At 59.5% G+C, this 13,980-nt stretch carries 9 protein-coding genes; 7 read left to right on the top strand and 2 right to left on the bottom strand.

Annotated features, from left to right (window positions below; all coding sequences use genetic code 11):
- On the bottom strand, positions 1-859 hold an 859-nt coding region (locus FNJ47_RS19250; protein WP_163155801.1), incomplete at its 3' end, for a mannose-1-phosphate guanylyltransferase.
- Positions 860-1,233: 374 nt separating this feature from the next.
- Between FNJ47_RS19250 and FNJ47_RS19245 the strand changes: the two genes are divergently transcribed.
- Together FNJ47_RS19245 and FNJ47_RS19240 are read left to right on the top strand one after the other, a co-directional pair.
- Positions 1,234-1,380 (top strand): hypothetical protein, encoded by a 147-nt coding sequence (locus tag FNJ47_RS19245; protein WP_163155799.1) that lies wholly within the window; start codon positions 1,234-1,236, stop codon positions 1,378-1,380.
- 289 nt (positions 1,381-1,669) lie between these two features.
- Positions 1,670-4,549: a hypothetical protein gene (locus FNJ47_RS19240; RefSeq protein WP_163155797.1), complete on the top strand. Its 2,880-nt coding sequence runs from the start codon at positions 1,670-1,672 to the stop codon at positions 4,547-4,549.
- 65 nt (positions 4,550-4,614) lie between these two features.
- On the opposite strand, the gene FNJ47_RS19235 is transcribed toward FNJ47_RS19240, so the two are convergent.
- A complete protein-coding gene (locus tag FNJ47_RS19235) occupies positions 4,615-5,997 on the bottom strand; it encodes a polysaccharide biosynthesis/export family protein (protein ID WP_163155795.1) in 1,383 nt (460 codons plus the stop codon).
- Positions 5,998-6,754: 757 nt separating this feature from the next.
- Here FNJ47_RS19235 and FNJ47_RS19230 point away from each other — a divergent pair.
- The 5 genes from FNJ47_RS19230 (at position 6,755) to FNJ47_RS19210 (ending at position 13,885) form a co-directional block, all read left to right on the top strand.
- Positions 6,755-7,831, top strand: coding sequence for a GumC family protein (locus tag FNJ47_RS19230; RefSeq protein ID WP_163155793.1), 1,077 nt, complete (start codon positions 6,755-6,757; stop codon positions 7,829-7,831).
- 206 nt (positions 7,832-8,037) lie between these two features.
- On the top strand, positions 8,038-9,378 hold the full coding sequence (locus FNJ47_RS19225; protein ID WP_163155791.1) for an O-antigen ligase family protein: 1,341 nt from the start codon (positions 8,038-8,040) through the stop codon (positions 9,376-9,378).
- Between the two features lie 495 nt (positions 9,379-9,873).
- Complete coding sequence (locus tag FNJ47_RS19220) at positions 9,874-10,638, top strand: FkbM family methyltransferase (RefSeq protein ID WP_163155789.1); 765 nt, start codon at positions 9,874-9,876, stop codon at positions 10,636-10,638.
- 289 nt (positions 10,639-10,927) lie between these two features.
- Positions 10,928-12,151: a glycosyltransferase gene (locus FNJ47_RS53940; RefSeq protein WP_163155787.1), complete on the top strand. Its 1,224-nt coding sequence runs from the start codon at positions 10,928-10,930 to the stop codon at positions 12,149-12,151.
- Between the two features lie 279 nt (positions 12,152-12,430).
- Positions 12,431-13,885 carry a lipopolysaccharide biosynthesis protein gene (locus FNJ47_RS19210; RefSeq protein WP_163155785.1) on the top strand — a complete coding sequence of 485 codons (1,455 nt, stop codon included), beginning with the start codon at positions 12,431-12,433 and terminating at the stop codon, positions 13,883-13,885.
- The last annotated feature ends 95 nt before the right edge of the window (positions 13,886-13,980 follow it).

Raw genomic sequence — 13,980 nt, 5'->3', positions numbered from 1 at the left:
GGCCGTCCTTGTCGGAGAGCTCCCAGACCTGGCGCCACGAGCCGATGTCGGACCAGCCGCACGCCACCGGCACCACCGCGGCATGCGCCGTCTTCTCCATGACCGCGTAATCGATCGAGATCGCGTTTGTCGCGCCGAACGCCGCTGCATCGAGCTTGACGAAGCCGAGATCGCGCGTTGCCGACGCAACCGACTGCTCCACCGAGGCAACGCTGTCCGCATCGACATTGCGATACTCGTCGAGCAGCACGCCGGCACGGAACATGAAGTTGCCGCTGTTCCAGAGATAGCCGGCATCGATATAGCCTGCCGCCGTCGCGGCGTCCGGCTTCTCGACGAACTTCGCCACCGCGCGCACCTCTCCGGCGACCACCGCGCCCGGGTTGATGTAGCCGTATTCGGTGGCCGGCCGTTCCGGCTTGACGCCGAACGTCACGATCCGGCCGGCTTCCGCAGCCGCCAGTCCGCCGCGGCACGCGGCGACGAAGGCCGGCGTATCGCGCACCAGATGGTCGGCGGCGAGCGCCAGCACGATTGCTTCACTGTCGCGGCTCTGCGCGAACGCCGCACCGGCCGCGATCGCGGGCCCCGAGTCGCGCCGCATCGGCTCCAGCAGCACATCGGCCTCGCGGCCGATCTCCGGCAGCTGCTCCAGCACCATGAAGCGATAGGCCTCGTTGGTGATCACGATCGGCCGTTCGAACAGGCCGGCGTCGGAGACCCGCAGCAGCGTCTCCTGGAAGGTCGAGCGCGCCCCGAACAGCGACAGGAACTGCTTCGGATGCACTTCGCGCGACGCCGGCCAGAGCCGCGTGCCTGCGCCGCCGCACATGATCAGGGGAATAATTCGTCGATCCATCGATGCCTCAAGTCCTGTCGTGGCCGCGGTCAAAGATCAGTTGAGCGAAGGCTGCCGCGCTCGACGGTGCCGACGACTGCCATGACACTAGCATGGCGAATCCGTACCTCCGTGGATATTCCGGCGCTCATTCTGATCAGTGTGTCGAACTACTGCCGTCCCAGCGGCTATACGGTGTTCCCGGTATGCGATGATGCACCGACCGATCGAACCCTCGCTGACTGCGTCGGGGCCGGGCAGGCACAGCACATAATCCGGAAGGGTTAGGCGGGCTCCTCCAAGGGGAAATAGCGCGCGAGGGCGAACTGCACGAAACTACGACGAAATTTCGGGTTGGCGAGCGCAGAGCCAGATGGAAAAAAATAAGTGCAGCAGTGCCCCGGACCGCAAAGGGCGGATTGCGTCCGTTGCTCGTGTTCGCGGTGCTGATGCTCACGAACATTCCGGCCTTCAACAATGCGACCAACGTCGCGCAATATTACAGCATGCTCAGCGACGACACGTCGTCCGTGAAAGCCTGAATTGAGAAGGTGGTGCCAAGTACGCCGGCAATTTTGTTCAAGTCTCGCGGAAAACGCTCAGGAGAAAATGCATAGTACCGAGGAGGAGGACATCGCGATCATTCGTCAGATGGAGGTGGTGAAGTCCGGTGTCGTACGCGTGATCGAGAGGGTTGGTCCTATGCAAAGCCATGACGCACGGCTCTACGCGGGAGGGCGCCTCAATGCGGATCACAGGCTTCGCGTCGAGAGCAGGGCACTTGACGCCGCATCTCGATAGATCGTGTCGCCATACGAAAGGTGATTGCGGATGGACCGCACGGTTCTCCTCGACAATGAAGTAGGCCGCGCCTGCGACATCGCAGGCGCGCGGCCGCGACACCTGGTCAGTGTAGCGCAGCCTGTTCTCCTATGGTCGACGACCGTCGCCATGCTCGCAACCGCGTGGACACCCGAAGCAACACGGGCGTCGCCCGATGCGGTGCGCCTCGCGGCGGATGCGCAGCAAACGATAGCCCTTCGCATCGTCGACCCGGCTGCCGCCGCAGAGGACGGCAACTCCGAAGCTGCGCCGCGGGACGAAGGCGGCACCAAGCGGCCGATGCTGATCGCACAGGGAGCGCGCGCCCAGAGCGGGCCTCCCTCGGACCAGGAGCCCGATCGGGGTGGGAGCCTGTCCTGCGAACTCTCCACTGCAAGGCTTGACATTGGCTTGTTGCAGCGCATCGAGCACGAGCGCGAGCGGGCAGAGATGTTGGAGCAGAGCCTCGCCGCGGCTCGACGCGATCTCGAAGTCCAGACTGCCTTGACCAACAACGCCGTTGAAGACGCGGCCCGGGTGAAACAAGCCGTGCAGGGTCCCGCAGAGCTGCAGGATGCGCTGCGGCAAGCGCGTGACAGGGCAGGAAGGCTGGAACAAGAACTCGTGGCAGCGCGACACGATGTCGAGACCCAGACCGCGCTGGCGGCACAAGCAAGCGAGGAAGTTTCACGGCTGAAGCGAGCGGAGGACATCGGCACGGCCGAGACAAGGCAACCGTCCGCGAGGGTCGGAGTGCCGGCGGGCGGCTTTTCTTTGACGCGGAGTGCAATCAAGGCCTACGAAGCTCAAGCCCGCGCTGCTGGACGAGGACTGGACGAACTCGGACAAGCTACTGCGAGCGATACCGGGCCGCTTCGCTACCCGGCGCAGTTCGCACATCTTGAGCAAGATCTCGCGGTCGCGCGAGCGGAGCTGGAGACACAGACTACAATTGCGACGAAGGCGAGCGAGGAGGCGTCCCGCCTCAGGAAGTCGGGCGAGAGAGACGCAGCCGACTTGCAGCAAGAACGCGAGCAATTTGCGCGGCTGGAGCGGGATCTTGCGGAGGCGCGACGTGACCTTGATATCCAGACCGCAAAGGCAACGAAGGCGGGCGATGAAGCAGCCCGCCTGACGGCGGTGGGAGAGAGCGATGCAGCAAGGCTGGAGGTATCCCTGCAGCAGGAACGTGACCGATCTGCGCGGCTAGATAGCGATCTCGCGGCGACGCGGCGCGATCTGGAAACCCAGACTGCGCTTGCGGCGAAGGCAACCGAAGAAACCTCCCGGCTGAAAGCCGCAGGGGTGAGCGGAACGCCGGACCAGCAAAAGGAAGATGAGCGGTCCGCGCAGCTGGAGCAGGATCTCGCCGCGGCGCGGCGTGATCTGGCAGCCCAAACTACGTTGGCGGCAAAAGCGGGCGAGGAAGTCTCGCGTCAGAAGCTGTCGGCGGAAGCCATTGTTGTCGATCTGAGGCAATCGCGTGCGAAGGCCGACGCGCTTGCGCAGGAGCTTTCCCAGGCACGCAGCTCGATCTACGCCTATGAGGCGCAGGCCCTCAAGGCCGGTGAACAAGTCGCGGAGCTCAGGCGGGTGGCCGAGCGCGACGCGGATTCAGCTCTGAAGGCATCACCCGCAGAGCCCGGACAATTGGCCCGGCTGGAGCAGGATCTTGCAGCGGCTCGCAGTGATGTCGAGGTCCAGGCAGCACTGGTGGCGAAAGCAAGCGATGAAACAGCCCGATTGAAAAGGGAGAGGGAGAACAGCGCGGCAGAGTCGCAGAACCTGCTGCAGGCGGCGCGTCAGCGGGCTGACAGGCTGGAGCAGGATCTGGTGGCGGCGCGGCGTGATGCCGACAGCAAGACCGCGCTGGTGACGAAAGCAGGCGACGAAGCCACACGGCTGCAAGTCGTGGTCAAGAGCGCTGCCGCGGACTTGCAAAAGGAGCGTGAGCGATCCGCGCGGCTGGAGCAGGATCTGGCGGCGGTGCGACGTGACGTCGAGAGTAAGACCGCGCTGGTGACGCAGGCAGGCGAGCAAACATCCCGACTGCAAGCCGCGGGCAAGAGCGCCGCTGCGGACCTGCAAAAAGAACGCGAGCGCTCCGCACAGCTGGAGCAGGATCTGACGACGGCGCGGCGCGATGTCGAGTCCAAAACTGCACTAGCAGCCAAAGCGGCTGAAGATTTGTCCCGGCTTACATCGGCGGGGAAGAGCGGCGCGGCGGATCTGCAAAAGGAGCGTGAGCGGTCCGCACGGCTGGAACAGGATCTGGTAGCAGCGCGTCGCGACAATGAGGTGCAGACGGCACGGGCCGCAAAGGCTGACGAGGAAGTCTCCCTGCAGAAGAAGGCAGCAGAGGCCGAGGCTGCCGAGTTGAAGAAATTGCGTGTCGAAAGCGCGGGCGTGATGACGCAGAACTTTTTCCTGTCGCGGAGCGCGATCCATGCCTATGAGGCCCAGGGCCGCAAAGGGCTTGGCGTTGCGTCAGACGTCTCGACGGCCGGTTCGCCTGGCCCAGATCGGTCCGAATCCGTCGGAGTGGCCGCCAATCACGTCGCTGAGCACGCTCCGCTCGCACCTGTTCGCGCTGCTACTCAGCCCGCTTCCGAGCAGGTTGCGGAAGCTACAGGGTTGGTCGCGCGCGCGAGTTCCTTGCTTCGGCAGGGCGATGTAAGTGCAGCGCGGCTTGTGCTCGAGCGCGCCGTCGAGATGGGCAGTGCCCAGGCGAGCTTTGCGTTGGCAGAAACCTACGATCCGTTGGTTCTGGCGAAATGGGGGACTTACGGCACGCGCAGCGATGCGAGCAAAGCAAAAGCGCTCTATGCCAAGGCCGATGCAGCAGGAATCAAGGAGGCGAAAGCCCGGCTGGACGCGCTGCGTCGCTAACGTTTCCGGACAGGCGCCGTCCCAAGCCTCTCAGCTCGCAACCGTGACCGATCGGGCCAACCTCATCATCTGATACCGACTGTAGGCGGATCAGCTTCCGTCACCGCTGTTCGGCTCGTCGCCGGTGACTGGCCTAAACCGCTTAGCTTCCGGGAAGGTACATCCGGAAGATCCTGGTATCGCAAGGATACCTCGACCGTGTCGCCTGGTTGCAACTCGGTATCTTCGTTCGCAGCAATCTGTTCCGGCCCGTTCTTGCCTTTCCTGAAGATGGTAATGTCGGGCTTGCTGCCCGATCCTCGCACAAGCTGTGATCGAACCATCGCGGTGTACTGAATCTTCTCACCCACGGCCTGCAGTCTCTCGCGAACCTGGTTAAGCCTCAAGTTCGCCTCCTGCAGCTCACGCAGCAGGTCGAGTCGCCGCTGATCATCGAGCTTTGTCAACCTTCTGACGAGTTCATCCTGCTGCTTCTTGACCTGCAGCAGCTGCGCAGAGGTCTGCAACTTCCTGGTTGACGAGAGCAAAACCGCCCGACGCGCATCTGTAACGCGCGGGCTGGTCAGGGTACCTCGGGCGAACATATCCTGCGCCTTTTGCAGCTCTTCTTGATCGGACTGAAATCCCTCATCCTCCCGCTTTTGCTGCTCGGTCAGCACGCGCACTTCATCGTCTCCTTGCCGAACACCGCGCTGGATGAACTCCTTCTCCTGCTGATAGTCACTCTGCTTCGCCTTCAAATACTCCGTTTCAGCATTGAAGATTTCCGAAATTGCCGATCGAGCTATCGGTGCCTCCTTCGCGGCGTTTGGAGCGATCTGGGTCGCCTCTCCAAGTTCCGTCTTGATGCGCCACAAGCGCGCCTGCTCTTTGGCAAATTCTGTCCAAAGCGATCCGTACTCGGCTCTCTGGTCCGCTAAATCGAGATACGGATTGTTCATTCTCACATGCATGATGTCGTAACCACTCGCCAGCGCAATGAGTTGACGTGTGGTGATCGAGGGAAGGTAAGGATACTGGCCCGGCTTCGAGACATCGCCGTTGATGTATATTGGCCTGTAGTCCGCCACGGTTGCAGTGATTTCATCTGCATCTATCACGATGACGCTTTCACGCCCTTCCGGACTTCTCTGTCGAAACACCTTGTTGGCGAGTGCAGCGCCGACCTTGGTTCGGATCTGCGGCAAGCTCAGGCCCGCCACCTGAAGCACTCCGACGAGCGGCAACGATATGTTCCCGTCCGTCTGCACGGCTGCACGAGATCGCAGTTCCGGTACGCCCGCGGCGGCGACCTCCAGCACATCTCCGACATTGACGAGATACTCGGCTTTCGCCTGTGCCACTGAAATCGTTAGGCAAAGGGCGGCCAAGCCCCATTTGAAGTACACGCCGAGGTCGTTGCCCAGGATACCGAGCCCGAGATGCTTGCGCGGTGTGAAGTGCGGCATGACGGCAACTTTCTCTGCGACGTGGTCACCAGGATGAAACCCGCGCAATCTGTCGGCGTACCGACACGTCAACATCGCTGACGCTCGGGTAGCCATCGAGACGGGCAAAACCGAGGTTCGTTCCCACATCTGCCGGGGGCAAGACGTGCCACCCACATTTTCGATTGATCGGCGTTGTTGATCGTCAATTCGAGGTTGCATCAGATCCATTGGGATGTGCGAACGAGCGGATCGCCACTCGAATTTAGTCCGGTCGTGCCGGGGCTCAATGGACCATCGTAATTACCCATTTATTGCCTTTCCCAACCTGTGACCCGGAATGTACTGATTCAGCAGGAAATGAGCGATTGGGCCGCAGAGTGCCATGAACGACGCGTCCTTCACCAGTTTACCGGCCTCCGCCAACCTTCCGGCGCAACCCGTCCATGGCTGCCGGGTGAATTCAGCAGGTGCCGCCAGACCGGTTAATGGCCTCACTGGCCATGACCGCTGCCGAATTCGTCGCCAGGGTGATTTCAGGTTGTTTCACGGTGCGCGTCTATCACAGGTTGATGCGGTGACCGCTCGCCTGTTGCGGCCAGCTACCCTCGTCTCAGAAAGTGCACGAATGCCTATTGATGTGACCCAGCCAGCGGCAGCTTCCGCTAACCTCGCTTCCTTCAGTAGGCGCCCTTGCGCTTTTTGACCTGGCTGCCGCAACGGAGCTCCAATCATCAGCGCTGGTACGAAAATGCTACAGAATACAACGGATAGTTGGATGAACCGGGACGACCCACCGCCGCCGGAGTTTCGTCCGACGTCGGTCATTTCCCTGCGGGCGGTCGTTGCCTTCATACGGCGACGCGTGTTGACCATATTCCTGGTGTGTTGCGCGGCGCTTTGCGTTGCCGTGCTCTACCTCATCATGGCGGTACCCACGTTTACTGCCAAGGCACAACTCATCGTGGATTCGAAGGCGACCCCAGGCGACGTTGCAGCAGTCGCAACGATTGTTGAAAGTCAGATCGGAATCATAAGGTCCGAGAGCATCGCCAGTGCCGTGATCGAGAAGCTCGGCCTTGCGGAGGATCCGGAGTTTGCGGGCGGGCAGGGTAGTAGCGCGCTGTCCGTATCGCGTCTGCTCGGCTGGACCAGACCGGAAGGCGAAGGTAGCGCCATGCGCTACGCCGTGGAATCCTTCGGACAAAGGCTTACCGCCAAGCGTGTCGGCCCGACTTACCTTGTCGAACTCACCTTCAGTTCCAAAAATCCTGATCGAGCAGCGCAGATTCTGAACGCCGTTGCGGAAAAGTATATTACGCATCAAATGGACCAAGGCGGCTCGTTGCAAGACGAGTCCTGGGTCCGGGATCGACTGAATGGCCTGAGCACGCAAGCGTCAGCTGCGCAGAGGGCACTCGAGGACTTCAGCAGAAACAAAAAGGATGTGCCGGATTCCGCTGCCAATATGGATAGGCTGGCAGCCGCTGCAGAATCAACCAAAAGTGCTTATGACAATTTTCGTCACATGCTGCGCAGGCTGGAGGCTACGCGACAACAGTCTTCGCCGGTGTTTGCCGCGAGCCTGATTACTCAGGCGTTGCCTCCCCTGAGGGCCGCTTCGCCAAAGCCCAAGAACGTACTTGGAATAGCGCTCCTTGGCGGCCTGCTTCTTGGCCTTGCCTTCGCCGTGCTGCAGGATCTGATGGATGGCAACATCCACTTCAGTGCGTGGGACCTCTTGCGCGCGCAGGATGATAGAGCCGAGTGGCCCGTCTCGGACACGGTTCGACCAGATCATCAATCTGAGACATCGACCAAGACCAGGCCAGTACGGCTTACGGGGGCGGGGTGAGGGCGGAGCAGCCATTTTCGGCAGCGCTCGGATGTCGCGCTTCTGGCCGGCGATGAAGACAGGGTGCGGATTCGGCGCGTTGTGGCCATGTCGGTAGAATTGCTCAATCTCGCCCTAGGACAGCTTCAGTGGCTCGGGAGCCGCTGCGCACCGAGAAGCCGTGCGCTCGAGTGCGGTCGCTCTGGAAGGCAAGGAGCCGGCCCGTCATGACCGTTGCGTTAAGATATGGCGGCGGAACTCCCTATCATAACGCGTCTGCGTACCAGCTTGGCCAAAAGGCAAAATGGCTGTTTCTGGCGGTCGTTTTCATATTGCCATTTCAACGAGTGCCGTTCGTCAACTCGAATCTGTTCGGCATACAAGGCTGCAAGCCGTTCAACCTGCTGTCCGCGGGAGTCCTGGTCTTTCTGCTATTCCGTGTTTCGCTCTTATCAGCGACCGACAAGATCGAACGGACGTCCATCCGCGTTCTCTTGCTGTATTTTGTAACCTTCGCCATTGCTTTCGCTAGATCAATCCCGAATGCGCCTCTCCTTCATGAGCGCCTCCCGGATGTATTTCCAGAGTCCTACCTGGACTACATCATGTCATACGGCATGGTTCCGGCGTTCTACATCCTGCCGTTTCTGTTTATTCTGAAGCGATGCCGCTCGTTCTCGGAGATTGAGACAGTCGTCAACGCTGTCTGCGTCTCGATCCTACTCTTGTCGGCGAGCTTTATCGTCGTCTGCCTCATGAACCCATCCGCCGCACTGTCGGGCCGCGCCTCCGTTAATGATTTGTGCGAAGCCTACTTCGGCATCCATTACAATACGATGGGCACGATATACATCTGCACGGCGCCTTTGTTGCTGTACAAGGCACTAACGCGTAGCTCACTCTGGATGGTGCCCGTCGCCTTGTCGCTTTTGGGGCTGCTTCTGCTCTCATCGCGTAGCGCGCTTCTAACCGTTGCGGGCTCCTATGTCTTGATTCTGCTTTACAAACGCAAGTTTGCCGTCCTGGTCGTCGGCGCCGCGATGGTAGTCATCGCGTCCGTTCTCTGGATCGTGCCAACTATGGACGCCATCCTTTCCATTGGCTTCGACGGGACTTCGGACGTGTCGGCTGATGAGTTGCTTACCGGCCGCGTAGATTTCATTTGGGTGCCGCTGCTCAATGAATGGACGAGTGATCTCGGTCTATTTCTGTTTGGCGCGGGGCGGTCCGGAATCATAACCAGCGAGGCGTGGTACTCGGGAACGCTCATACAAGCTACTCATGCCCACAACGCAATTATCGATTTCTTTCTCGACTGTGGAGCGATCGCTACCGGCATTCTTCTCGTTCTTATGTGCGTCGGGATATCGACCGCTTGGCGTGTCGGTCGACGGTTGCATAGCGACCTGTATTGGGCCTTGTTTGCGTGCATCGTCGGCTACGGAATAAGTATGTTTACCGAGCGAGAGGTGTTCCCATCGTTCGAGAACATGTACCTGTTCGTTCTCATCGCGATGATGGTCAATTTGGCACGCCTGTCTTCGCGCGTGCGCCAGACCTCGGCGTGAGCTGCTAGCTGTTGCGATTTGTAGCGTGGATCATCTGAGCGCTCCGCATGTTCGGGCCAGCCAAGGAACCAGGGGGCTCCTCGAAGGCGCGCTTGATGCGGGTGACGTGGGCGCCGCAAACGCTACGAAAAGCCAGTGGAGGTAACTCCAGTTCTCCGTCTCTGAACAGAGTGACCTTCTTGCAACGAAGCAATCGACGCCGCTTAATGGCGACATTTCACTTCGTATCGTTTCGATGGTGGTACGTTCCGGCATGACGCTGCTCGAGCAGGAGATAGTGGTTCGCAACAGTCCGATCGAAATCTGGGGCGAACGTCCCAATGGCGATGAGATCATGCGGATCCGCTTCTTCGCCCACGCCAAATTCATGCAAAACGCGATCCGCGTCGTGACGGCCCGGGACCCCGTGCAGTCTGCATATGCGGTCCGGCGATACAGAATACGCCCCAAGCCAGGTGGAACGCTTTGTCGTTGTGCTCCGCAGGGAGGGTTCCAATGATAGGCCCGCTCAAGCGTCTCACGCAGCGCCTGCTCATCGGCGCTCTCGGATTTGACGACTATCTCTTCTTCGTCGCGCAAGCGCGCATCGCGACGATAAGGACGTTCCGTTATGAAGCGGACTTTCTGTACTTTCTTAACATGGTGCCGAACGACGGCGTGATCCTCGACATCGGCGCCAATATCGGGGTGACGGCCTATTTCCTGGCAGCTACGAAGCCTGGATCCCGAGTCCATGCGTTCGAGCCGGGGCCTGAGAACTTCAGGAGCCTGACGCGCGTGGTCGCCCAGCATACGCTCGCGAACGTGACGGTTCACGAATGCGGCCTGGGCCGGCAGGCCGCGGCGCTTCCGATGATCATGCCTGTGATAGGCGGAATCAAGCGACACGCATTGTGCCAAGTCGACGACGGGCACTCCGAATACAAGGAAGGCATCCGCTTCCAGATCAAGATAGAGACGCTCGATGACGTTCCGGAGCTGAAGACACGCACAGACGTGCACGCGATCAAGATCGATGTCGAGGAGTTCGAGGCTGAGGTGCTGAAAGGAGGTATGGAGCTGATAAGGCGTTGCCGGCCGCTGATCTTCTGCGAGATATGGAAGCCGGAGAACCGCAACGAGATTCGTGCAATGTTCGAAGGCGAGCGCTACCGCATGTACGGTTATGAGCATGGCATGCTCAAGCCGGCCGGATCTGGCCTCAAGAACTTCACCGGAAATTTCTTCATTATTCCGGACGAATGTCCGCTGCCCCAGTAGAGGCGCGCGCCGGTGGCACGATCTCCGTCGCTCGCGTTCCGCAGCGTGTGCGCGAGCGGGACACCAGGCGTCGTCGCAGCTCTCGGTGCCAAAGTACTACTCACGAAGAGCGACGCGGCGGCACGCAGCGCTCCATTGGGAACGCCGCTCCCGTTGCGCCGGGGAGCCAAATGAGTTCAAATCGACCTTGGAAGCTCAGCTCGCCTGGATAGATGAAGAGGCCGAGGGTCTGGTCGCATCATGCTGTGCTTGATGACGCTCTACCGCAGTCGAAGATAAACGAATTGTCGTGACCCGCATCCTGGTTGTAACGCATAAACCGCTCGCAAGCCTGACCAACGGGCATGACCTCCGCGTGTGGCACTTGTGCCGCGAATTGGCGAGGCGGCATGAACTGTACCTCTTGACGGTGAACCTCGGCTCAACAGACGAGTCTGGCGAGAGCTTGGCCGGCTTGTCTGAAGTCTTCAAAAAGATGGCGGAAACGCCGAAGTTTCCGGCCCACAGGCCTTCACTGAAAAGGCACTTCCGCCGCAACGATTCAGACTACTTCTCGCTCTCATATCCGGATCATTTTTCGACCGTTACCAAAGCGATAGCTGGCTTCTGCGAGGAGAACAGTATCGATCATATGATTGTCTTCTGCCTCGTGCTTGCAGAATTCGTCCGACCGTTTTCGAGCGATAAGAAGATACTCTTTGATCTTATCGACAGTGAAGTTCTGACGTTGACCAGGCAAATACAGTTCTTTCCGCCGTGGCCCGCGCAGCTAAGAACGCGTCTCGACGCGCGCTTGATGCTCGCGCGCCGGGCCAGGGCGGAGGCTTGTTTGCCCGTTTGGTTCAACCACGTCACCACAGTCAACGACGCGGATTCTGACACTGTTTGCAGGCTGTCCGGTAGAACTGCAAACGTTAGCACGGTGCCGAACGGAGTCTCGCCCGACTTGGCCGACACGTTTGATTCAAATGCGCGCGTCGCCAAGCGGAGGGGGGTGGCATTTTGGGGCAACCTTGCCTTCAAACCAAACAGTGACGCGGTTCGGTTTTTCTACCAGCACGTTTATCGACCGTACCTGGCGCCAGCCGGAATTGAGTGGTGCGTGGTGGGCAAGGATGCGGAAAGCTGGCTTCTGGAGGAGGCGAAGCGAGACGACGGCATTCGCCTCACGGGATTCGTCGACGATATCTGCTCGGTGCTCGCTGAGTATCCGATAATGGTAAACCCGATGCGAATTGGCAGCGGATTGAAGAACAAGGTACTCGAGGCGTTTGCCATGGGGTTGGCGGTGGTTTCGACGGGAGTAGGCATCGAAGCGCTCGGCATGGCGCGGGAAGGCGTCGATTACATGCGAGCCGACGAGCCCGAGAAGATCGCGGCTGCGATCAAGCTGCTCGTCGAAGACGAAGGCCTTCGGTATTCTATGATCCAGAGTGCCCGAAAAGTCATGCTGGAGCACTACACCTGGGGAAAGGTTGCTCGTGACATGGATGCTCTCTTGGGCTCGGTGTGAGTGCCGCGGGAGGTTTGGTCATGGCGGCCCTTCGGTTCAACTACCGTGGCTCGATAGGATAATGCATCAAGTTGGTCATGCGAGATTGACGAGGAGTGGCTCGAGAAAGGTGAGGCGAGAGTGATCCAATTGCCGTCAAATCGTTGTTCGCTTCGTGCGATTATCGTCTTGTCCTGTGCTTCTGGAAGTTCATCAGTGAGTTCTGATCGTTTTCCTGGAACGCGCGTCGACCGCATTTCGCGCCTCTGGACGTCGACGCCGTCGCGAGGTTGCTGATCCATGGCATCCATATTGCGACAAGGAATCCTACTCTCGGCTGCACAATACACCGAGCAGGTGATCATGCTATTGACGCCGATCGTTCTGGTGCGAACGATTGGCCCCACGGCGTTTGGTGAATACCGGCTGTTCTGGCTGCTCGTAACGACGGTGGCCCTGTTGTTTTCCTTCAACATGCCCCGGAGCCTGCTTTTCTTCTTTGTCCGGCTGGATGCAGAGGGACGGCGGGTTTACGTCGGGCAGACGGTGCTGTTCCTGCTCGTCGCAACGACGATTGCGGTGCTCCTCATCGTTGCCTTTCGTCATGCTCTTCCATCGGGCGTGAAAGATCTGCTGCGCGACCACGGGGTGCTACTTGCGATCTTCCTGTTTGTTTGGAATTTGGGCTTGTTGCTGGACGTGTTGCCCAACGCCGTCGGACAAATCCGGTGGCAAGCGCAAGCCATCCTGGCTACGTCCGTGTTGAGAGCCGCGCTCATAATCTCTGCAGCAATCGTCTTTCATCAATTTGAAGAGGTGCTAATCGCGGCTCTGATTGCTGCGAGCGTGCGCCTAATTCTTCTCGCCGTCTTCATTGCGCGTTATTGCGGCATTCGCCTGTTCCCGATCGAGAAGGAGCAGTTCCGTGCGCAGCTTCGCTATGCCCTCCCGTTCGGTGTGGCCGGCTTGCTGTGGAGTGTACGGAAGCAGGCGGAGCTCTGGATTGTCGCGACGATGTTTTCGTCGGGCATGTTCGGCATTTTCTCGATTGCAACCATGCTTCTCATGCCGTTCGAAGTCTTGAGGGGAGGGCTGGGGAACTTGCTCTTGCCAAAGATGAGTCATTTCCATTCATTGGGGCGCCACGAAGAGCTGTTGCGGCTGAACAATCAGGGCAACGTTATCATCAGTGCGGTCATGTTCCCCGCGATCGCGGCGCTGTTTGTCTTTGCTGACGAAGTCATTCAATTGTTGTTTACGAAGGAGTACGTGAGTGGTTCTCCGGTGCTGCGCATTTATCTCATACAAACATTGATCTCGACCGAGATTACCACTCTGCTCAATGTGTTTGGACAGGGCTCTGCTAACATGCGTTATGAAGCGGCGATCCTTCCGTTTGCCGTGTTAACAAGCCTGGCCGGCGTCTGGTACTACGGTTTGCCAGGGGCGGCGATCGGGTCGGTATTCACGACCTTCGTTGTGTACATCTTATTTCTGAGAAGACTGTCAAAGGTCATGAGCATTCCGATCGCAAGGTTGCAGGATTGGAAGAACCTTGGACTAATTCTGGTCGCGTCGGTGTTGGCGGCATTGCTGGTGCGGCTTTCGTTTGATCTGCTGCAGGCGCCCGTTCCAGTTGCCGCGCTGGTTGGTCCGGTTGCGGTTCTGGTGTGTTATGTCGCGATGTTGTTTGTGACCGGATACTATCGGACACTGGCTGAGGTCCGTAGAGAATGGGGAGTTCTCGGTGCGTGATGGAAGGCGATCCGTATTGTGTGGGGTTGCCTGAATATCAGCGCGAGGGCGCGACGGCCAACGAAGCTCAGGGACGAGTCACGGCGGGTCGTCCA

It is taken from the genome of Bradyrhizobium uaiense (assembly GCF_010811875.1).
Lineage (GTDB): Bacteria > Pseudomonadota > Alphaproteobacteria > Rhizobiales > Xanthobacteraceae > Bradyrhizobium > Bradyrhizobium uaiense.
This window is presented reverse-complemented; position numbering and strand designations above follow the sequence as displayed.